We start from the raw sequence: 21,137 nt of genomic DNA, 5'->3' as shown, positions 1-21,137 counted from the left end.
AGAGGGTTGGCCAAAATGCAAAAACACCAATTTCCTCGAGCAGGAGATTGGTGTTTTTGGATGTAGCTAAAATTGATTTCCGTTACAATGGACGCTCATCCATGGGCACGTCTCGAGCTTTTAATCTCTCCCTCGCATTGTTTTCAAGGAGTCGCCACTCCAATTCAATCGATTCATAAAGTATTAGTTTTTAATATGGATTCATCCATCGTTCAAAGAGTTTTCTCTACTTCTGTCCCAACCTATAACAAGATTAATGATGGTGTTGATGCTGTTCTCTTTCAACTTCATCAGTAGTTAATGTCATTAAATCGATATAAGTCGTCACTGCTAAAAATAAAATAGCGAAAGCAAAACTATACTTCACTTTTGATGGAATGCCTTTCAGGAAATTTTGATAGGTTTGTCTATTCCAAAGCCCCGCTGCCAATATACAACTGACTAAATATATAATTGTAAAAAAAACGATGCTGAGAAGCTGATTGCTTGAAGTCATGATACTAAGCATTGCCCCCATCATTGCTCCCATAAAAAGTGCACCAACACTCTCTAGCACAACCTTAATCGACAATTGATAGGTCATGATACTAACCAATAAAAAGCTAGTGAGAATAGCAATAACCGTAGCAAATACCATATCAGAAATCCAGATACCAACAAGTATTCCAACTAGTGTACTTTTCGTCATCGTAACAGTCATTGCTAAGCAACTCGTAAGATGGCTATCTCTAGACTGTTTCCTGAACACCGAGCCAAGAACAAAAGTAAGTAATATGATGCTAATCAAACTCACTACTGCAACCAATAATCCACTCCATTCATTATGCAAATTGCACAATCAACTTGTATTAAAAAGATTCATTTAAAAATATTGTCATGTTTAATGTATTCCTGCATCCAAATATTTATTCTATTTACTGATTGTGTCTAATGAATTTAGAATCTGCTTAAAATTTTATTAGGTTTCCATTACTGCTAGTTTTTTAACTTTCCCTGGAAACAAAAAAAACGTTGTCTCACAATATTTTGTAAGACAACGCCTTTATTTTTATTTGATCAAATCTAATTCTAAGCTTATTTAGCAGCTTGATATTTAGATTCAACAACATCCCAGTTTACTACATTCCAGAATGCAGTAATGTAGTCTGGACGACGGTTTTGGTAGTTTAAGTAGTAAGCATGCTCCCAAACGTCTAAGCCTAGTACTGGCGTTTTACCTTCCATTACTGGAGAGTCTTGGTTTGGAGTTGAAGTGATTGCGATTTCGCCACCATCTACTACTAACCAAGCCCAACCTGAACCGAAACGGCCAGTTGCAGCTTTAGCGAATTCTTCTTTGAAGGCATCAAAGCTACCGAATTTAGCGTCAATTGCAGAAGCTAATTCACCAGTTGGAGCTGTTGCCCCACCTGGAGCCAAGATTTCCCAGAATAACGCATGGTTAGCATGTCCACCACCATTATTACGTACAGCTGTTTGTTTGTCAGCTGGAAGAGCATCGATGTTTGAGATAAGGTCTAATAGATCTTTACCTGCAAATTCTGTTCCTTCAACTGCCGCGTTTAAGTTTGTTACATACGTGTTGTGATGTTTAGAATGGTGGATTTCCATAGTTTTCGCATCAATGTTTGGTTCTAATGCATCATAAGCATAAGTTAATTGTGGTAATTCATAAGCCATTTTGTATTTCCTCCCTCAAATTAAAAAGTAATCTCTATTCCTTTTCTAGGGTATCAAAATTATTGTCCTGATTCAATCAATAAACACTTAAGATTTACAATTCAGCCTTTTGACGGAAAGCCTGGTTGTATTTACCTTTAAACTTTTAGTTCCTTAAATAGCAATGATAAAAATAATGATCATAATTACTTGAATTATACCCTTTGTTACAATGGATGTTAAGAAGCCTACCAATGACCCTATACCAGCTTTTAATGCTTGTTTATATTCTGTTTTAGTGACTAATAGTTCCCCTATAACCGCACCAACAAACGGTCCAATTAAAATTCCCGCAACCGGTATAATGAATGGTCCAATAAGTAAGCCAATTGTACTTCCCCACATTCCCGCTTTGGTACCTCCAAATTTCTTTACACCAACCAAATTGGCAAGAGAATCTGCAACAAACAAAAGGACTATAAACAAGATTTCAATTGTCCAAAATAACCAACCTAGCTCCGCGAATGAATTAAACAACCCATAAACGATAAACCCCAGTACAATAAAAAGTACGGATGGAATAATCGGATAAACCAGACCTACAAAAGCGACGGCAAAGCTAGCAATAATTAGTACCCATGCAATTATATCCAAAAAAACAACTCCTATTCCAAATTACTAAAGATATACGATAGAACTCTTGAAAAGTTTCAAATGTGAGAAATAATAATTTTGATTCTATTAAATTTATCGCTTCTATCTTTATAGACCATTTCTATTCATGTTAAACTCACATATGGAGGAGAAAATATGGTAAAACACTCGCAACTCATTATGGATAGTCTCGTTCATCCGAAAAAATTAGCAGCTTATAGATTATTAACTATCGGAAAAACCATTCAATATGTTTTTATACTAATTGCTGTTGAAACAATCTATTCATTCTTTCAATTTTTAACTGGAGTAACAGAGACTTCATACAATTTTACAGGCTTAACAGAATATGTGAAAGATATACAATGGCTACTATATCCTTTCGCATTTGCATTGTTGACACTAACTACGACAATTCTTGTTTTTATAAGAGTCAGTATTTATGCATTTGTTGGTGTAATCCTTTTAAAAATAATGCATCGACGTGGAGAATATCGTCATATGTGGCGTACAGCCGCACTGGCGATAACTTGGTCTACACTCATAACTGTACTATTTTCAATATTAAATATTTCTAGCATAGTTTCTTCTGTGCTAGGGATAATTATTACAATGATTCTATTAATTCTGGCTTCAACAAAGTATCCTAAAATACCGAAAAAATAATAGTCATGATTCCTCCTTCTCTTCATATAGTGAGAGAAAGGAGGGATTTTTATGAGATTTCTTATCTTTACGGTTGTGTTTTTCCTTATAGCAGCTGTGATTAAAATAGATTTAACTGACGGTACTGTTCCATTGGCAGCATTTGACAAAGAACCGTTAACTGAAGCGTGCGAGCAACAAATTGCCATTAAAACCCTTTCTGTAATGACAACTGCTGGTGATACTGTACAAAGTTTGCTCGCAGCTTACCCATCAGAAGTCGATTTATCATATCCTGAAAGGATGGCACAGTTCTATAAATTGAATCCACATTTACAAAAACAAGCAATGATAACTGGGGAACTTATTAAAATACCAATCTATGATAAACTAGAAAATAATTGCTGATAATTAAAAAGTGACGTTTCTTCCTTGTCCATCTTTCACTACACTGATAAAATAATAGAAGTGTGGTACGCGAAAAGTTAAGATACGTACCCCAAAAAGGAGAGAATCTTCATGAGTGAACTTATTCACCGTTCAAAAACACGTCCTGTACGTGTAGGAAATTTAACGATTGGTGGTAGTAATGAACTATTCATCCAAAGTATGTGTACAACAAAAACACATGATGTAGAAGCGACAGTTGCAGAAATTCTTAGGTTAGAAGAAGCGGGTTGTCAAATCGTTCGTGTAGCAGTCCCAGACGAGCGTGCTGCAGATGCAATTGCTGATATAAAAAAACGTATAAATATTCCGTTGGTAGCGGATATTCATTTTGATTATAAGTTAGCTTTAAAGGCAATCGAAAATGGAATTGATAAAGTACGCATCAACCCAGGAAACATTGGTCGTCGCGAGAAAGTTGAAGCTGTTGTAAATGCAGCAAAAGCAAAAGGGATTCCTATCCGTATCGGAGTTAACGCTGGTTCATTAGAGCGACATATCCTAGAGAAGTACGGTTACCCAACTGCAGATGGTATGGTTGAATCCGCATTGCATCATATCAAAATTTTGGAAGACTTAGATTTTCACGATATTATCGTTTCGATGAAAGCTTCGGATGTAAACCTTGCAATTGAAGCCTATGAAAAAGCAGCGAAGGCTTTTGACTACCCATTGCACTTAGGGATTACAGAATCAGGTACTTTATTTGCTGGTACAGTTAAATCAGCTGCCGGCCTTGGTGCGATTCTGTCGAAAGGTATCGGTAATACATTACGTATTTCGTTATCGGCTGATCCAGTTGAAGAAATTAAGGTAGCACGCGAATTATTGAAATCCTTTGGCCTTGCTTCCAATATGGCTACTCTAATCTCTTGCCCTACTTGTGGTCGAATTGAAATCGATCTTATTTCAATTGCAAATGAAGTAGAGGAATACATTTCAAAGTTGAATGTTCCTTTAAAAGTAGCCGTACTTGGTTGTGCAGTAAATGGTCCTGGAGAAGCACGCGAGGCTGATATCGGTATTGCTGGTGCACGTGGAGAAGGATTGCTATTTATGAAAGGTAAAACAGTTCGTAAAGTACCTGAAGCCACAATGGTGGAAGAACTGAAAAAAGAAATTGATAAATTAGCAGCTGAAATGGTGGAAGAGCGAGAAAAGAATGAAGCACAAGTCTAATGGAGGCTAGGAGTTTTTTTATGACGTCCAGGCAAAAACCACGTTTTGGAATTGATATTGATGGAACCGTGACTACACCTGACACGCTCATTCCACACATTAACGAACGTTACAAGACAAACATCGTATTAAACGATGTCATTGAGTATGATTTTCTAAGTGCATTTCCCCATCCGGTGGACCGCAATGAATTTGCAAAATGGTTTAAGGAAAACGAAGCTTATATGTATTCAGTAAGCACTATTTCCCAGGATGCACAGGCCATTTTAGAAAAATGGCAGCATCTATATGAACTATTTTATATTTCTGCTCGTGATATAAGTGTATTCGATATTACGCAAAAATGGTTTGAGGATCATAAAGTCCCCTTCCATCATATCGACTTAATCGGAAGCCACAATAAACTAACTGTGGCAAAAAAGCACGCTGTAGACGTCTTTTTTGAGGACAAACACGATAACGCAGTGATGTTGGCAGAAGAACTGGATATTCCAGTCTTATTGTTTGATACGCCTTATAATCGCCAACCGGTTCCAACAAATGTCGTAAGAATCAATAACTGGGTTGAAGCAAATCATTGGGTATTAAAACACTTCTAGCAAAACAGGCGACAAGTAAATTTACTGTTGCCTGTTTTTTAAATTTCCAAAATTCCTTTCTTCCATCTTTCTACAAATGTTTCAAAGGGAATTCCATATCGCTTATAAATATCATGATACACAAAATAAACCCCTAATTTCTCTAAAAGAGCATCATCAATCTTCATCCATACTTCCCTTCGCCATTTTTATAAGTTTCGTATAAAACTAGTTTTCGATGCTTGTACTAAAACCATTTTACGTAATTGCTAGTGGACTTATGAGGAATCAGAAGATTTACATAAATTCACGACTTTAGTCGCAATAGAGAAAATCTGTTCTCTAGAGATAAGATAAGATAAAAGTGCAATAGATAAGTAGATTACTTTTCTAAACCCACGCTTTTGACTCCAAATATAAAATATATGTATCTAAATGTAGAATAAATTCAAATTTTCAAACTATTATAAAATAATACTGCTATATTCTTCAGTAATTTGTTATACTTTTTCTAAACAACTTAATGTATCGGGGGAACAAGCATGTATAATACGAAAATGCCCCTCACAAAGGATGAATTATTTCCATTTCTTTGTAATATTAGTGAGCAATTTCATATTGGTATGGCCATCATCAACCTAGAAAAAAGCGATTTCCCTTTTGTCTATGTTAATGAAGCATTTACAACACTAACTGGATATTTGCAAAATGAGTTAATCGGAAAAAATTTTGACTTATTAACTGGAATTAATACAAGTATGGAGCATTATGGGGAACTCATTTATAATATCGCAGGGAAGAGTCCCTTTGAAAAAAATATTTTACAATATCAAAAAGATGGAACTGCCTTCTGGAATCATATTACCTGTCAACCAATAAAGGATTATGAAGGTATTAGCTCTTACGCATTGATTCATTGCAAGGATATAACAGAGCAGATGTTAAGTAAGATGCTATCGAAATTGGAACACGAGGTATATATAGAGTTAGAAGAGAATGGCGAATTGAAGAATATTTTACAATTAATAACCGAGAAAGTTGAAAAGTATTATATTCGTGATATTTTCTGTGCTATCCATGTTGTGAATCAAGAACGTAATTTAGTTGCAATTGCTAGTGGTTCCCTCCCGCTTTCATTGATTAAAGACCTGAATCATCTTGAAATTGGTGGATCAACAACAGGTTATAATGAGAGTGTTGTCTATATTAATGATTTATCCATTAAAAGTAACAATTCAAACAAGCTGATAAAAAAATATAATCTAACTTCTTGTTGGTCGAAGCCAATTTTTACAAATGAAAAAGCTCTGCTCGGCTATTTTTCAATATACATAAAAGGAGAAATGCAGCTAAGACAGGCAGATATTGAGTTCTTAAAAAAACTATCTCCCATAGTTGCACTCTCAATGAAATATGTAAAACAGAAACAAGAGCTCAAAAAGTTAGCATTTTTTGATGTAACCACCGGTATACCTAATTATAATAACTTTTACACAAGCCTGGTCTTGTGGGTTGATGAGAAGATTAATGGCTCTCTTCTACTCATCCAACCAAATGAGTATTCAAGTATTGTAGATTTATATGGAAGAAAATTTGGAGATGAATTAATCGGACAAATCGTTAATCGCTTTTTATCAATGAATGAGTTAAATGAAAAGATTATTTACGGGAGATTTTCAACTACTTCATTTATTCTAGGGGTTAAACAAACGGATGTAGATAATTTAAATTATTTTATAAAACAGATATTACAAATCACATCTACCCCATTTACAATTGCCGATAGAGAGATATTCATCACTTTAAGAATTGGTGTGTCTTATTTTAATGAACATTTAACTATAGATGAAAGTATTCGTCGAGCTGATACAGCTTTAACAAACTCACGTCTTCAAAATACTGTTGTATCGTATTTTGAAATGGGAACAGACGAACGGATTCAAAGAGAGCTCAATATTTTAAATCAATTACAATTTGGGCTTAAGAATGAAGAGTTTACTGTTCACTTACAACCAAAGATTAATTTAAAGACGGATGAAATTGAAGGGTTTGAAGCACTAGCTAGGTGGCATTCGCCCGTTTTAGGCCATGTCTCCCCTGCAGAATTCATACCCATAGCTGAAAAAAGTGGAAAAATAAATGAAGTTGACATATTAATTTTAAGGAAAGTACTGAGATTTCAAAACCTGCGTCTTTCAAAGGGCTTGAAAATGATACCTATTGCCGTCAATATTTCACCTGTTCACTTTTATAGTGAATCGTTTGTGAATGACTTCCTTACGTTAGTTGAAGAATATAAGATAACGCCAGATTATATTAAAATTGAAGTAACGGAAAGTGTTGAGTTATTTGATTTGAAAAAGGCAAAAGAAATCCTGTTGGAATTAAAAAAATTAGGTTATGAAAGCTCTATTGATGATTTTGGTGTTGGTTTTTCAAGTCTTAGCTACTTACAACAATTACCCTTCTCTGAAATTAAAATCGATCGCAGTTTTATTAATAACATCAATAATCACGACATGCATGCAGTCGTACAAACTATTGTCCAGCTTGCCGAAAAATTAAGAATGGATGTTGTAGCAGAAGGTATTGAAACTTCTGAGCAATATTCAATATTACAGAAAATTGGATGTAAATCAGGGCAAGGATATTACTTCCACAAACCAATGCCCCTTGAGGAAGCTGAAAACCTACTTGATTCAATTTAAGAAATAATTCGAAAAAAAACCATTTTCCTAAAGAGGAAGATGGTTTTTTTAGGAAAAGCGATAGATAGATTTTCGTTTCGGCTACTCTTTTTTCGGCAGTAATTAGGTGTTTATTCTGAGCAGGAAGCTTTGCTCTATAGGGAATCGCAACGCCGACAGCTACACTCGAATCTTCACAACAATCCACTTATAAAGGTTTTACAGATTTTCGCTAGTTTTCATGAAACTTTTACTTATGTCTCAGCTCTTTATCGTTAATTTAATGTATCTCCTAGATTTTGAGCAATAAACTCAACCATATCCTTTAAATTCTCAGGTGTCACACCGTGGCCATCTGGGTATGTTTTAAAGGTAACTTGTACACCAAGCTCTTCAAAGTAATCTTTACTATTTTCTCCCCATTGGATTGGAAAGTCATAATCATATTCGCCATGGGATATAAAAATTTTCGTTTTATCTAACGGGGCCTTTTTATACTCGTTCATAACGAAGTCTGGCAAATACCCACTCAAAGCAACTGTACCATTAATCAGATTACCTAAAGTTAAGGTAAGTGTTTCGACAACTGCAGCACCCTGATTAAATCCAATTAAAAAGATTTTGTTGCTATCTAAATGGAATTGCTCGATTGCTTCTAGTATGAAACTTTGGCTAAAAGTAATCATTTTATCAAATACTTCTCTTGTAGGTTTGCCTTCTTCCTCAAATGTGTAAAAAGCAAAGCCAGGAGAATGCGTGATAGGTCCTCTTAAACTAAAGATATGACAATGACCTTTAAATTCTTCAACTAATTGCAGCAAATCCTCTTCATTACTTCCTAAGCCATGAAATAAAAATATAGCCGGATGTAGTTCATCATTCGTTTTTGATGTTGGGATATGCTTAAACGTATAGGGTGATTTCATGTTTTTAATTCCTCTCTCATTTTAGAGCTTTGAATATCTTGTATTGTATCAAAAATTAATGAAAATGTTTACAATAATAGCCTTTTGAAAGGATTTTCTCATAAAATGCATTAGAAAAGCACAACTAGACCAAAATAGGTCGAGTTGATGAGCACATCTATCAAAATTTCCTTGAAAACTTATCCTTATAAACAAATATCTCCAAGATAAGTGTAAAATCTGGTATACTACTTTCCGAGGTGAAACTATATGACAATAATAATTCTAATTAATGTCGCCGTATTAATTGCACTTATGGCATTCTTACGCTACTTAAATAAAAAGCATGTTAAGTTTTCCAACCGTGTTTTTGCTGCGCTTGGCTTAGGTATTCTTCTAGGTTTAGCTCTGCAGCTTATTTTTGGTGCTACTTCTGATGAGGTAACAAATACTGTACCCTGGTATAACATCATTGGGACAGGCTATGTAAAGCTCCTGCAAATGATTGCAATGCCACTTGTATTCATATCAATTCTAGCAGCCTTTACCAAGATGAAGCTTGGTAATAATTTAGGGAAAATTGCTGGACTTATATTACTTATACTAGTCGGTACTACTGCCATTTCTGCTGGTGTAGGAATTCTTTCCGCTACCATATTCGACCTTGATGCTACTGAATTAGTGCAAGGGGAGGCAGAGAAAGAACGAGGTACTTCTTTAGAAGAACAATCTGCGGAAGTGAAATCCTTACCAGAGCAAATTATAGAACTATTTCCTGCCAATCCATTCTTGGATTTAACTGGTGCACGTTCAACTTCGACAATTGCGGTAGTTATTTTTGCAGCTTTTCTAGGTTTTTCTTATTTACGAATTGTTCGCAAGGATGAAGAAACATCCAAAACGATTAACAAGGCAATTGATGCGATCTATTCTTTAGTTATGGGAGTCGTGACCATCGTTTTAAGGTTAACACCTTATGGAATCTTGGCTATTATGGCACGAACAGTAGCAACAAGTGATTTTGGAGCTATATATAATTTAGGGAAATTCGTAATCGCTTCATATGTAGCGTTAATTATCGTATTCCTGATCCATTTAATCATCATTTCTCTAACAGGTTTAAGCCCTATTATGTATGTAAAAAAAGCGAGCGAAACTTTACTTTTTGCTTTTACATCAAGATCTAGTGCTGGAGCTCTGCCATTAAATCTAAAAACACAAGAAGAACGATTAGGTGTTCCGGATGGCATTGCCAATTTCGCAGGCTCTTTTGGACTTTCGATTGGCCAGAATGGATGTGCCGGCGTTTATCCCGCAATGTTAGCAATAATGATTGCACCAACTGTAGGGATTAATCCACTGGATATTAGCTTTATCGCAACTGTTATTATCATTGTGGCAATCAGTTCATTTGGTGTGGCCGGTGTTGGTGGTGGTGCAACATTCGCTGCGATAATCGTTTTGTCAGCACTTGATTTACCTGTAGCACTTGCCGGGGTATTAATTTCAGTTGAACCATTAATTGATATGGGTCGTACAGCATTGAATGTTAGTGGATCTATGACGGCTGGTGTTACTACAGCAAGAATAACTGGCGACTTGGATAAGGACATATTCAATAATCCGTCCATTAAAGAACTAGGCGAATCGTAATACAAACCCTTCCAAATTCTTTGAATTAGGAAGGGTTTTATATGTCTCTTTACATATAATATGAACATGTTTATATATGCTTTCTATTATCTTTTACTTATTTTATCGACATTCTACACTTTCTAATTGTCAATATTAGATAATTTCCATAAACTAAATATAAACTATCTACATAATTTGGATATTAAAACTTAAAGAGGGTGTTTATGATGTATGAGAAGATTACTATTGATGAAAGTATTTTATACATTGAACAGCATCATGTTGACACTTTTATGCAATTGGCAACAAAATTGGACAACTACTCTTACCTTCTAAAGGAAGGTGGCATTAGCAGAATGGATGGCTGGATAATGGCCTTCAATATTTGGCTTATATTATTGCCAGAAGATGACATAATTATTAAGACAGACGAAACTTCGTTATATTATACATCAAATGTTTTAATTTACAACGCCCTCAAGGACGACACGTATTTCCAGCATTTAAAAGATAGAGCGGATGCATCCCCGGAGTTGCTTTATCTTTCTTCGCTTTTTTTGGCAACTGGCTTAAATGAATGGCTATTATTTGTAATGAAGAAATATCAATTACACGGGCTAATTGAGCGTGGCAAATCTCGAAGTTACTTTAATGCACTCAATGGTACGGATGAAGAAATTCAAATCTTCCTTGAGGATCAAGCACAATTTGTAAAAGCTGCTGTTCAGGAATTGCGGGAGAATTCTTTTAAACAAATGATAAAAAGATGTTGTGATGAAGCATATTTTTTATATGTTGATCATTATCAGCAACCTCTAATAAAGGATTGAGGATTTAAAGCCCAGAAATTTTTTTGAGATTTTGCTGGGCTTTCATTTATGAAGAATGAATTAGCCGATCTTTACCGAATGATAGACTGTAGTTAATTGATTTTTAAACTCTTCCAGCTTGTCATGTGATATACCAACTATTACTGAGGTTGCTGGTCCACTGGATTTATGCAAATCTAGTGAGCATTCAAATTTACGATCAGGGAAAATCCTTTCAAGCTCTGAAAGAATGCCTTTGGATCCAACTGGCCAGATTTTTTTAGCGATTTTTAATTGAATTAAATTATGTATTTCTTTTAGTTTTGCAACATGCTCTGATTCATTAATTACCTCTTGACCCACTAAAGGCTTTCCAACAACAAACCACAGAAGATTTTCTTTAGAAATTTCATAGAGTACCTTACCAATAATCATTAAACTAATACCAGACTGTAAAGACTTAAAGTTTGATTCTGTAGACCCGTTAATGACTGGCATTGCTGAGCCTACTTCGTCAAAAGCTGCTTGAATGCCCTTCTCATAATCTGCCCACGCTTTATCACCTGTGAAATTCGATAAAAAAATATTTATTGGCTCTGCACCCGCACACCACTGCTCCAACAACGCAACCCGCATTGTATAATACGCTGTTAATTCATTGGATACATGTACTTCATCCAATTCTTTTTCACCAATACAGCCTGAATTATCCATCGTTACAACCGTCTTATCATCTAATCTAATCGCATTTCGCATAAGTTCAATTCTTTCCTTTCGCTGATACTTTTTCAATTACAGGCAGGGTAACTGCAGCAATTACAGCATTGATGACTGCAGCAATAACTAAGTTTGGTACTGCACCAACAAAAAATGCAGGTGAAATTAAATAATAGAAAGGAAGAGCTGCCAGTACTCCATTCCCAATAACAAAAGTGATCCACTTCAATATTTTAAAGCCCTTTTTATGTAATATATTAAAAATGTATGTAATAATGAGCATTTCAAATGCAATGAGTATATGGAATGGTCCAGATGGAAAGCCCGATGTTAGAGCGGTTGCTAAGTGTCCTAAGCCCGATGCTAAACCGGAGTAGAGTGGCGGTAAAAAAGCAACACTCACTAATGCAGGCGCAGAATCTAATGCAGCAGTTGTCATGAATCCCGGTATCTTTATAAAACTGCCGATTACGCAAATTGCTGCAACTAATGCTGTTAAGACCATTCTTTTTAATGTGATGCTATCCAATTTTACAATCCATCTCCCTTTAAAACTTGTGGGATACCGTACCAGACTCGAATGACACTTTCACTTTGAGTAAAAAGCTTCTGATATAACCGCCCACAGGCATCACGCAATTTCCTTTCTTCTTTTAATAGTGGTACAACACCTCTACCAATATCCGTACATACGCAAATAACCTGTGCTTGTTGATTCAATTGATGAATTTTATTAAAAATTTCTTCTGCGATGATTTCTTCATCTAAATGAACTTTTTGAAGAATCATTTTTTCAAAGTTCCCGATAACAATAATATCCTCTCTTGAAAACAAAATGTTCTTTGGTATTTCACCTTCAAAAAAATGAGGTTTCCCATGATTTAATAATACTTCTTTTACAAACTTTCTTTTGCCATTATAGGCTCCACCGATAACAACTTGCACCGTTTCCCCTCCTTTACTTGGGAATAATCAGGCCACTCCAGTGAATAGATGGTTCTATGTGATACCAAGATTTGTTGAAAAGATTTTTCCATCGGTCCAAAAATAGATAGTAAAACACGAATGACGCCACCATGAACTACAAAAGTATAGTCGGCATTTTGAGAGATAATTTGCTGAAAAGTACGAACCACCCTGTGTAAAAAGTCTTCATAGGACTCACCATTCGGAGGAGGAACTTTTTGTGGATCATCAATCCATTGACGATAAATGGATGACCTCTTAAGTTCCTCATAAGTCTTCATCTCAAAATCCCCAAAATTCAATTCTCTGAAATTTTCTTCAGGTAGATAGATGGCTCCTGGGAAGTACAGGTGTGCTGTCTCTTTGCATCTCTTTAAATCACTCCCATAAACCAATTTAGGACATAAAGGAACATTGAAATACAGTTCTTTTGCATTAATTGATTCATCAGTCCAGCCAATATATTTTCCTTTTAAGTTGGCATTTGTCTTTTCATGTCTTATTAAATGAACAACAACAGAATCCCCCATAAAAACACCTCAGTCCCTTCATTTAAAGCTCCCAATAAATCCCCAGTCATTCCACCAAAGTTTTTAATCGTCCACTTTCTATACAGAAGGACAAATAGAAGCATACATCCAACTAAAATCATTCCTTTGAATCCCATTACATAGTATGTATAACTATTAAATACGAGCGTATAAAGTATAAGTGCAGTCCATAATCTCGCCGGATTTACTTGAGATTTAAAATATGAGGCTAACCCTTTTTCTTTAACCGTATGGGTTGTAACAAAGTAGACTAGCAGGGCTAACCGACTTAAAAAAGGAATCGCAAGAAAATATAAAAACATATTTTGTGGTTCCTTTTGTAATAATTCATAGGTAAAGCCTATTTTTAGTAGTAACATTACGACTAAACTAATTGCTCCAAAGGCTCCAACTCGAGAATCTTCTAAAATTGCAAGTCGCTTCGCTTGGTCCTGATAAGAAAAATAGGCATCTCCCATATCAATCCAACCATCTAAATGCAGGCCTCCTGTCATGACAATTCCTGCTACAACAACCAAGATAGCAAATAGTAGAGTAGAAACATGAAAATATTGTTCATTTATCATATACAAGATATATAAAGAGCACCCCATTAGAATGCCTAAAAAAGGCAGCATTGTATACATTGCCGTGACTGATTGTTGATTCATCGGAAGCTGCTTTCGAATAGGTAAAGAAGAAAAAAACTGAAACGACAAAAGCAATCCAATCATACTATTTTTCAAAATGGGCACCGTCCTATTTCCAACGTTCAATCTTACTATAATCCATTTCGTATGCTTCGTCACTGTATCGAACAATCCATTGATGTAATTTACCTAAATGCTCACGATAGTAATTCACCTCTGAAAAGTGAGAGAAAGGTTCATCTAAGATTTCGTTCGATACAAGTAGAACTACAGCATCATCCTCAATCCATTGCAATATCTGTTTTTTTATTTTATCCAGGTACTTATCAATTTCAATTAGTCTTTGATTTTGATTAAGTCGTTCTGTATTATAGTGTACATTATTTAACCAAGTCGTTATACAATCCCATAGTATTACGGATTTTGAGGAGATTATTTCATCAAAGCATACTTCTTCTTGTATTTCAATTGTACTCCACTCTATAGCTGACTGTTCACGATCTGCTTGATGACGTTTTATTCGTTTTGTCATCTCTTCATCAAAAGCAACACCTGAAGCAATATAGTACAGGTTTGTCCGTTCAAATTTTTGATAAAGCTGTTTCGCATAATATTCGGCATATGCACTTTTTCCGCTCCGAACGCCGCCTGTAATAAAGACTAGTTTACCCATTTGGACCTCCTCGGTATTTTTCATGATCATTTAGATAAATGGAAATGAGCAGACTCTTATTCAGAATTTGCCCTGACTGTTGACAAACGCTAGCATACTGCGTTGGTTGCCCCGTTCCTCCCCTCATGAACTCATATTCTCTTCTGATCTCGGTAGAGCTTCCCGCATTGTATGACAAGCGTTTTCAAGTTAGTCTGTGAATCTTTATTCTTCAAGAATCACTCAAAAAATGAGTGTAGACAAAGTCAATTTTCGACTTTGTCTACACTCTAAGCAAACAATTATTAGGAATTTGCCCTCTGTTCTTTAGTTAAAAATCTCCGGGTAGATTGCTGATGCAATTAGTTCGATTGCTTCACCGATACGTGGTCCTGGACGATCTAGGATGTCGGCGTTTAACTCATAAACTTCTTCATTTTGGACAGCCGTAATATTTGACCATCCCTCACGAGCTAAAATTTCTCCTTTAGGATCCTCACTATAATTTACAGTAGTGATAATCGCTTCTGGATTACGTGTAATTAAATCCTCTTCTGAGACAGCAAACCAACTTTGCTGATCAGCATATATGTTTTCAACACCAGCTGCTTCAATCAGCTCTTGTTGGAATGTACCAGAGCCAACAGACCAAATATCTGGAGATGGCGAGATTTCAAAATATACTTTTTCTTTAACATCTAGTGAAGCAGTTTTTTCTTGAACCGCAGCAATTTGCTCTTCGATCCCGGAAACGATTTCATCTGCTTTTTCTTCAACATTTAAGACTTCTGCAATTTGCTCAATATCTCCATAAACATCATCGATTGTTGCAGCTGTTTTGATAACAAAAACCTTCAATCCAGCATTTTCTAATTGTTCAATATGTGTTTCTTCCCCAACTGTATAGGCAAACACAACGTCAGGCTGCAGTTCTATTACTCTTTCGGTATTTATTGTCATCGAATCTGAAATACGTTCTATTTCAAGAGCTTCTTCAGGGTATGTATCAAATTCTGTTGCACCGATGATTTGCTCCCCTACCCCAAGCTCAAATAAAATTTCAGTATTACTTGGTTGTAATGAGACAATTTTTTCTGGCACTTGCTCAAAAGTCACTTCCACACCGCGGTCATCAACGACAGTGTAAGGACCTGCTTCTTCAGATGCCCCAGCATTTTCAGTTGTTTCTGTATCATCATTTTTAGCTGGTTCTTCTGAATTACAACCAACTAATAATAATGAGATTGCTAATGGTGCCAGCCACTTCTTCTCTAAAAATTTCATCTTATTTCCTCTTTTCGTTTTTTCTTTATTGGATAGGATTTACTTACAAATGGAATTTCATCTACACCCTGTTTGCAGTTCGTGTAAACGGCCATTACAAAAAATACATTTGCAAGAAGTCCTAAATAATCAAACAAAATTTCTGGTACTTCGCGTTCTTCACTTACTTTATGTAGTGCACGGTATGATTTCTTTGCTTCACTGCGGCAAACATGAAGCAAGGCACCCGCTTCACTGCCTTGAGGCAATAAAAATTGCTTGATTACATCCCCAACTTGCTCAACATAATAATCATAGCGGTCACTCAAAGCTTGTAAATCTTCCTCTGTAATCGCTAATTTTCCCCGTACAGAGCCGTTAACATGATACGCGTTAGGCTGGATTACTTGTAAATCCTCGTAAACAACCTGACATGCATCATCTCCACGCAACACTGGTAAAACAGCTCCTATTCGGGTTGCAAGTGAATCTGTTCGAATCTCGTAATCGACTAAACTCCCTTGCTCACGCATAAATGGATAACAACTAAATCGCATATCCTTTCGAATATTTAACCCCCCCATAAAAAAATCAAATAGCGAAAAACCCATTCATCTACCAAGAGAAAATAAAAAGCCATCCGCGAAATGGATGGCAAAAGATTACAGAATAAACTCACATAATACTATTCATTCAATTATGCCGTACATTCCCTTTATTTCCGAAGAGGTTAGTTACGATCAGAAAAAGATAGGTCTCCTGGCTTGTGCATAGCATTTCGAAGAGCCTTCCCATCTATAAGAGACAGTGGCGAATTCCTGAAATTAGCACATACAGTTGCGGATACAGCTTCGGTCTTGCACCGAATTCCCAATTAAGCGTTTTTTACGCATCTTTTTCCTGCAAACACTATTCACTTAACAGCAATATAACATATTTTCCAAAATAATAGTATTTTTATTTTTTCAAAAGAAAAATAATAGAAGGAACCAAGAAATTAACTGCAGCTCATACATTTTCCATAGATCTCGAATTTATGTGCTTCAATCGTATATCCTGGAAGTTTTTCATTTAACATTTCCATTGGGCAGATAGAGATTTCTTTTACGTTTCCGCATTCCATACAAATAAAGTGATGATGATGGTGATCGGATTCACACTGCATACGGAAATTTCTTTCACCATTTAACTCTGTTTCTTCTAAAATCCCAAGGTTGACAAATGTAGCTAAGTTCCGATAGATTGTATCAAAACTCATTCCAGGAAAATCTTGTTTCAATACAGATAAGAGATCCTTTGCAGTTAAATATTTATCGGTTTCTTGGAACATATTCAATATTAACTCACGTTTATCGGTTTTTTTAAAACCGTTATCCTTCAGTATTTCCCATGCTTTTGTTAAATTCATTTAACTGCTCCCCTTTCTTTTGCATTTAAATTAAGTACGATTTTTTTCACGAGGATGACAATCAATAAAATTAGGATTGATGTGACGACAATTGTACCACCTGGTGCCAGATTTAAATAATAGGCGCTTGCTAATCCTATGATAACAGCTGCTTCACCAAAAAGGATTGAATAAATAATTGTTTGTTTAAACCCTTTTGCGATTCGCATACTTGCTGCAACTGGCAAGGTAATTAATGATGAAACTAGTAATATCCCCACAATTCGCATACTTGCTGCAATAACCAAGGCAACGACAAGCATAAATAAGAAATGAATCCATTTTGCAGGCAACCCGCTAGCGTGGGCATATTCTTCATCGAATGCAAGTACAAACATCTCTTTGAAAAACAAATATAGGAATACGATGACGACAATCGCAATACATATGACAATCCATAAGTCCTGTCTCGACACAGCCGAAACAGAACCGAATAGATAACTCATTAAATCAGTATTAAAGCCGCTTGCCAGCGAGACAAAAATTGCGGTTAGACCAATCCCTGCCGACATGATAATCGGAATAGCCAACTCTTCATAATGTTTGTATAGTCTACGCAACCGTTCTATTAAAATTGAGCCGCTTACCGCTGCAACAATACCTAAATAAATCGGATTTAAAAGGATTAGCCAAGAGAAGCTCTGACTTAGATATAAGCTCCCCGCAATCCCTGCCAAAGTTACGTGGGATAATGCATCTGCGATGAGAGACATTCTTCGTACAACGATGAAAACACCTAATAATGGTGCAATTACTCCAATAACCAGCCCGGAGATAAAGGCATTTTGTAAAAATTCGTAGTTTAAAATTGCTTCAATCATTTTGCCTTCTCCTCATTAATGAATCTTTCGAACTGAATGTCCATACCAATTATCCAATTGAGTTTGAGAAATTGTATCAAACTCTTTCTTAAAGCCATGGAAATGAATCGTTTGATTTAAGCAGGCAACATGACTAATGCGGTTTGATACCGTATCCACATCATGAGTAACTAAAATAATCGTCTTATTTTGTTCCTCATTTAACTTTGCCAACATATCATAAAATGATTGAACATTTTCGTGGTCGATTCCTACTGTTGGCTCATCTAGAATTAAAACTTTAGGGTCTGATACAAGAGCCCTTGCAATAAATACTCTTTGCTGCTGGCCACCTGATAGCTGACCGATATTACGGGAACGGAATTGCTCCATACCTACAGAAGTCAAAGCTTCTTCTACTTTGCCATTTGCACTTTTTGGTATTTTTTTAAATAGGCCAACTTTTTTCGTTAATCCACTTTTAACAACTTCCTCAACAGTAGCTGGAAAGCCCGAGTTGAATGCATTGGATTTTTGAGAAACATAACCGATCCATTCTCTATTACGGAATGTTTCATTCGATTGACCAAAAAGTTGAACTTCCCCAGCCATTGGTTTTAGTAATCCTAGTAATAGCTTTAATAATGTGGATTTACCTGAACCATTTGGGCCAAGAATTGCCAGGAAGTCTCCTTCCTCCACTTTTAACGAGATGTTTTTTAGAACTTGCGTATATTCATATTGAAAAGACACATTTTTCATATCAATTAATGTTTGGCTCATTTTTTCTCTTCTTTCTAATTCATAATCATTACGATTTACAACTTGTTAGTATAGTAGATTCTTAGCAAATTGTAAAGTAAGTAAACTTGTTTTAGGTAGATTTTAATTTTAAAATGAAATGTTTTTTTGAAAGGATGTAGTTTTTTGAGACAGATTGAGTTTATAGAACAATTTTTATCTAAATCAGATAGAGAAATCGTTAAGTTTTCAAGAGAATATGGGATTGATCTAACCATTGAAGAAGTACAACGTTTAAGACCTCTCACTGAACGTGCCTCAATCACTTGGCTAATAACAGGAATACCAAATTCCTTCTTGAAAGAAGTCGAATCCATTATTGGAAAGAAGAAATTAAAAAAACTTTTAAAATATATGGAGAATTACTAAAACATCAGGTTAGACAAAAAAGAGGCTTCTTTGTAGGAAGAAACCTCTTTTTATCCGGATTGGGGAGTGAAAATTACCTATCCACTTAAGTGAAACAATGGATAATCGCTTGATTTAGGGATTAGATAAGTTTTCTAATATTCCATAATAATTTTTTTCACTACTTCATCGATTGCATTTAGTCTGATAAATGTCTGGTTTTGTGTCATAATGGCAAAAGCATAAGTACGTCCGCTACTTGCTTCTACATAGCCTGCTAATGTATAGACTCCCGATATGTGTCCCGTTTTAGCAATTACCCTATTACGGTATTTTTCTTCTTTAAAACGATTTTTTAAGGATCCCCCTACTTTACGTTCAGTTTGTCCACCTATAGGTAAACTTGAGTGAACAAGTTTAAATGTAGGACTTTCACTCATTTTAGTCAATAAAAGCGAAAGTTCATTTGCTGTCACTTTATTGGTGTGGGACATACCAGAACCATCCTCAAAATGCCAATTTTCCATATTTAATCCGATAGAGATTCCATATTCCTTTAATGCAATTAGCCCTTCATTGGTATCACCTTTCCCATTAAACTCTCGACCTAATGTTTTAGTGAAAATATCAGCCATACTATTATTACTAAGCTTTAAAAATGGCTGCATTAAGGCTGCTAGAGGTAAGGAATGCTTTGTATAAAAAATTCCCGCCTCTTTTGGTACAAATTTGCGCTCAATTGAACTATTTTTAGTAAAGGCCAGACCAGATTTCTGAAAGCTTTCTTTTATTGCTTGTAATGTATTAATCGTAGGGTCAAACAAGGTCACCCAATCCTTGAAGGTTTTATTATAAGGTATATTTCCCGTAATGGTAATTTGATTTGTGCCATATTCGCGTAGGATTTCAATCGTATTTTGTTGATTTTTATTTACAGTTAACGCTTGATTGTTAATGACCATACCACTTGTACTTGGCTCAGCAGAAATAATAGGTCGCTCCCCTGCATTTGTTGCATGTACATGAATGATAATTGTACCGGCATCATAATCATTATCAGGTGACATTGTTAAAGCAGAAGTTCTAGCTGCAAAATAAAAACTTTCATCTTCTTTAGCTATTCCAGGAGTCAATTGTTCTCCTGAAAATATCGAATCATCGCCATAAAGATTTCCATTTATTTGATGAATTCCATTAAACTTTAAAACACTTGCCATGAAAGTGAAATCCTTATTTTGTAAAGTAGGGTCGCCTCCACCTTGAATGTAGAGATCACCGTTAAGGGTTTTACCTTTTATCTCACCATCTATATAAAGCTTTGTTTGAAACCGGTAATCTGGGCCAAGCATCTCTATTGCCGCCGATGCTGTTAATAACTTTAAAGTAGATGCCGGTTTCATTGCGATATCTCCGTTTTTTTCAAAAAGTAATTCACCATTATTTAATTCACGTAAAGAAACACTAATATTCTCGTTTCCTAATTGGGCTTGTACAGTATTTTCTATACTTGGTGCTGCTTGTACAAAATGAGACGGGATAATGAGTAAAAGTATTGTAATAATAGAAAGAATTAGTTTCGTTTTCATAATTCCTCCAAAAATTTAAGATAAAATTAGTATAGGCTACTTTTTTATTACTTAAGCCATTCATTTAAACAAAACCAAATAAGCTTTAAAAATAGATTATTTACCCCCATTTATATGTTTGATAAATTGGCAATACGACTTTTCCCCAAGTCTATTGATAACATTATTTTTAAGAGTTT

General features: G+C 35.4%; 25 protein-coding genes and 1 riboswitch. Of the genes, 8 read left to right on the top strand and 17 right to left on the bottom strand.

The annotated features are described in order from the left end of the window. Nucleotides 1–253: 253 nt before the first annotated feature. The 3 genes from ACFQU5_RS01780 to ACFQU5_RS01770 form a co-directional block, all read right to left on the bottom strand. A complete protein-coding gene (locus ACFQU5_RS01780) occupies nt 254–805 on the bottom strand; it encodes a hypothetical protein (protein WP_390284105.1) in 552 nt (183 codons plus the stop codon). Between the two features lie 269 nt (nt 806–1,074). Beyond that, nucleotides 1,075–1,680 (bottom strand): superoxide dismutase, encoded by a 606-nt coding sequence (locus ACFQU5_RS01775; RefSeq protein WP_390284103.1) that lies wholly within the window; start codon nt 1,678–1,680, stop codon nt 1,075–1,077. Between the two features lie 153 nt (nt 1,681–1,833). Next, nucleotides 1,834–2,313 carry a DUF456 domain-containing protein gene (locus tag ACFQU5_RS01770; protein ID WP_390284101.1) on the bottom strand — a complete coding sequence of 160 codons (480 nt, stop codon included), beginning with the start codon at nt 2,311–2,313 and terminating at the stop codon, nt 1,834–1,836. A 156-nt stretch (nt 2,314–2,469) separates the two neighbouring features. Between ACFQU5_RS01770 and ACFQU5_RS01765 the strand changes: the two genes are divergently transcribed. The 4 genes from ACFQU5_RS01765 to ACFQU5_RS01750 all read left to right on the top strand — a co-directional run bounded on the left by ACFQU5_RS01765 (nt 2,470) and on the right by ACFQU5_RS01750 (nt 5,183). Further along, a complete protein-coding gene (locus ACFQU5_RS01765) occupies nt 2,470–2,979 on the top strand; it encodes a DUF1189 family protein (protein ID WP_390284099.1) in 510 nt (169 codons plus the stop codon). Nucleotides 2,980–3,030: 51 nt separating this feature from the next. Next, nucleotides 3,031–3,366 (top strand): hypothetical protein, encoded by a 336-nt coding sequence (locus ACFQU5_RS01760; protein ID WP_390284097.1) that lies wholly within the window; start codon nt 3,031–3,033, stop codon nt 3,364–3,366. A gap of 111 nt (nt 3,367–3,477) precedes the next feature. Then, complete coding sequence (ispG, locus tag ACFQU5_RS01755) at nt 3,478–4,584, top strand: flavodoxin-dependent (E)-4-hydroxy-3-methylbut-2-enyl-diphosphate synthase (RefSeq protein ID WP_390284095.1); 1,107 nt, start codon at nt 3,478–3,480, stop codon at nt 4,582–4,584. A 20-nt stretch (nt 4,585–4,604) separates the two neighbouring features. Beyond that, the gene (locus ACFQU5_RS01750; RefSeq protein ID WP_390284093.1) at nt 4,605–5,183 is read left to right on the top strand and encodes a hypothetical protein; all 579 of its coding nucleotides are present in this window, start codon (nt 4,605–4,607) and stop codon (nt 5,181–5,183) included. A gap of 38 nt (nt 5,184–5,221) precedes the next feature. On the opposite strand, the gene ACFQU5_RS01745 is transcribed toward ACFQU5_RS01750, so the two are convergent. Next, complete coding sequence (locus tag ACFQU5_RS01745; RefSeq protein ID WP_390284091.1) at nt 5,222–5,350, bottom strand: hypothetical protein; 129 nt, start codon at nt 5,348–5,350, stop codon at nt 5,222–5,224. A gap of 354 nt (nt 5,351–5,704) precedes the next feature. Here ACFQU5_RS01745 and ACFQU5_RS01740 point away from each other — a divergent pair, with 354 nt between their 5' ends. Beyond that, nucleotides 5,705–7,870 (top strand): EAL domain-containing protein, encoded by a 2,166-nt coding sequence (locus ACFQU5_RS01740; protein ID WP_390284089.1) that lies wholly within the window; start codon nt 5,705–5,707, stop codon nt 7,868–7,870. 254 nt (nt 7,871–8,124) lie between these two features. Here ACFQU5_RS01740 and ACFQU5_RS01735 read toward each other — a convergent pair whose 3' ends face one another. Beyond that, nucleotides 8,125–8,775: an alpha/beta hydrolase gene (locus ACFQU5_RS01735; protein ID WP_390284087.1), complete on the bottom strand. Its 651-nt coding sequence runs from the start codon at nt 8,773–8,775 to the stop codon at nt 8,125–8,127. A gap of 249 nt (nt 8,776–9,024) precedes the next feature. Here ACFQU5_RS01735 and ACFQU5_RS01730 point away from each other — a divergent pair, with 249 nt between their 5' ends. Together ACFQU5_RS01730 and ACFQU5_RS01725 are read left to right on the top strand one after the other, a co-directional pair. After that, on the top strand, nt 9,025–10,407 hold the full coding sequence (locus ACFQU5_RS01730) for an L-cystine transporter (protein WP_390284085.1): 1,383 nt from the start codon (nt 9,025–9,027) through the stop codon (nt 10,405–10,407). 206 nt (nt 10,408–10,613) lie between these two features. Beyond that, nucleotides 10,614–11,219 (top strand): hypothetical protein, encoded by a 606-nt coding sequence (locus tag ACFQU5_RS01725; protein WP_390284083.1) that lies wholly within the window; start codon nt 10,614–10,616, stop codon nt 11,217–11,219. A gap of 60 nt (nt 11,220–11,279) precedes the next feature. On the opposite strand, the gene ACFQU5_RS01720 is transcribed toward ACFQU5_RS01725, so the two are convergent. From ACFQU5_RS01720 to ACFQU5_RS01670, 11 genes are all read right to left on the bottom strand, one after another. After that, nucleotides 11,280–11,954 carry a hypothetical protein gene (locus ACFQU5_RS01720; RefSeq protein ID WP_390284081.1) on the bottom strand — a complete coding sequence of 225 codons (675 nt, stop codon included), beginning with the start codon at nt 11,952–11,954 and terminating at the stop codon, nt 11,280–11,282. A gap of 4 nt (nt 11,955–11,958) precedes the next feature. Further along, nucleotides 11,959–12,444, bottom strand: coding sequence for an ECF transporter S component (locus ACFQU5_RS01715; RefSeq protein WP_390284079.1), 486 nt, complete (start codon nt 12,442–12,444; stop codon nt 11,959–11,961). Nucleotides 12,445–12,446: 2 nt separating this feature from the next. Then, complete coding sequence (locus ACFQU5_RS01710) at nt 12,447–12,860, bottom strand: bifunctional adenosylcobinamide kinase/adenosylcobinamide-phosphate guanylyltransferase (protein ID WP_390284077.1); 414 nt, start codon at nt 12,858–12,860, stop codon at nt 12,447–12,449. Beyond that, nucleotides 12,812–13,411, bottom strand: coding sequence for a histidine phosphatase family protein (locus tag ACFQU5_RS01705; RefSeq protein ID WP_390284075.1), 600 nt, complete (start codon nt 13,409–13,411; stop codon nt 12,812–12,814). The genes ACFQU5_RS01710 and ACFQU5_RS01705 overlap by 49 nt, the downstream gene beginning before the upstream one ends. Further along, nucleotides 13,384–14,157 (bottom strand): adenosylcobinamide-GDP ribazoletransferase, encoded by a 774-nt coding sequence (gene cobS, locus ACFQU5_RS01700; RefSeq protein ID WP_390284073.1) that lies wholly within the window; start codon nt 14,155–14,157, stop codon nt 13,384–13,386. The genes ACFQU5_RS01705 and cobS overlap by 28 nt, the downstream gene beginning before the upstream one ends. Nucleotides 14,158–14,170: 13 nt before the next feature. Further along, entirely contained in the window at nt 14,171–14,734 is a 564-nt protein-coding gene (locus ACFQU5_RS01695; RefSeq protein WP_390284071.1) for a bifunctional adenosylcobinamide kinase/adenosylcobinamide-phosphate guanylyltransferase, read from the bottom strand. Between the two features lie 306 nt (nt 14,735–15,040). Continuing rightward, nucleotides 15,041–15,997: an ABC transporter substrate-binding protein gene (locus tag ACFQU5_RS01690; RefSeq protein ID WP_390284069.1), complete on the bottom strand. Its 957-nt coding sequence runs from the start codon at nt 15,995–15,997 to the stop codon at nt 15,041–15,043. Beyond that, entirely contained in the window at nt 15,994–16,545 is a 552-nt protein-coding gene (locus tag ACFQU5_RS01685) for a hypothetical protein (RefSeq protein WP_390284688.1), read from the bottom strand. Before ACFQU5_RS01685 ends, ACFQU5_RS01690 begins: the two co-directional genes overlap by 4 nt. Nucleotides 16,546–16,708: 163 nt before the next feature. Next, nucleotides 16,709–16,888, bottom strand: a riboswitch (cobalamin riboswitch). 85 nt (nt 16,889–16,973) lie between these two features. Further along, nucleotides 16,974–17,384 carry a Fur family transcriptional regulator gene (locus ACFQU5_RS01680; RefSeq protein ID WP_390284067.1) on the bottom strand — a complete coding sequence of 137 codons (411 nt, stop codon included), beginning with the start codon at nt 17,382–17,384 and terminating at the stop codon, nt 16,974–16,976. Then, nucleotides 17,381–18,244: a metal ABC transporter permease gene (locus tag ACFQU5_RS01675; RefSeq protein WP_390284065.1), complete on the bottom strand. Its 864-nt coding sequence runs from the start codon at nt 18,242–18,244 to the stop codon at nt 17,381–17,383. Before ACFQU5_RS01675 ends, ACFQU5_RS01680 begins: the two co-directional genes overlap by 4 nt. Before the next feature lie 15 nt (nt 18,245–18,259). Further along, the gene (locus ACFQU5_RS01670) at nt 18,260–19,006 is read right to left on the bottom strand and encodes a metal ABC transporter ATP-binding protein (RefSeq protein WP_390284063.1); all 747 of its coding nucleotides are present in this window, start codon (nt 19,004–19,006) and stop codon (nt 18,260–18,262) included. A gap of 144 nt (nt 19,007–19,150) precedes the next feature. On the opposite strand from ACFQU5_RS01670, the gene ACFQU5_RS01665 reads away from it, so the two are divergent. Then, nucleotides 19,151–19,393: an endonuclease IV gene (locus ACFQU5_RS01665; protein WP_390284061.1), complete on the top strand. Its 243-nt coding sequence runs from the start codon at nt 19,151–19,153 to the stop codon at nt 19,391–19,393. Nucleotides 19,394–19,527: 134 nt separating this feature from the next. On the opposite strand, the gene dacB is transcribed toward ACFQU5_RS01665, so the two are convergent. Beyond that, a complete protein-coding gene (gene dacB / locus ACFQU5_RS01660; protein WP_390284059.1) occupies nt 19,528–20,958 on the bottom strand; it encodes a D-alanyl-D-alanine carboxypeptidase/D-alanyl-D-alanine endopeptidase in 1,431 nt (476 codons plus the stop codon). Between the last annotated feature and the right edge of the window lie 179 nt (nt 20,959–21,137).

The sequence above is a fragment of the Ureibacillus sp. GCM10028918 genome, from assembly GCF_042666115.1.
Taxonomy (GTDB): domain Bacteria; phylum Bacillota; class Bacilli; order Bacillales_A; family Planococcaceae; genus Ureibacillus.
Note: the sequence above shows the minus strand (reverse complement) of the source record. Positions and strands in the feature narration are given on the sequence as shown.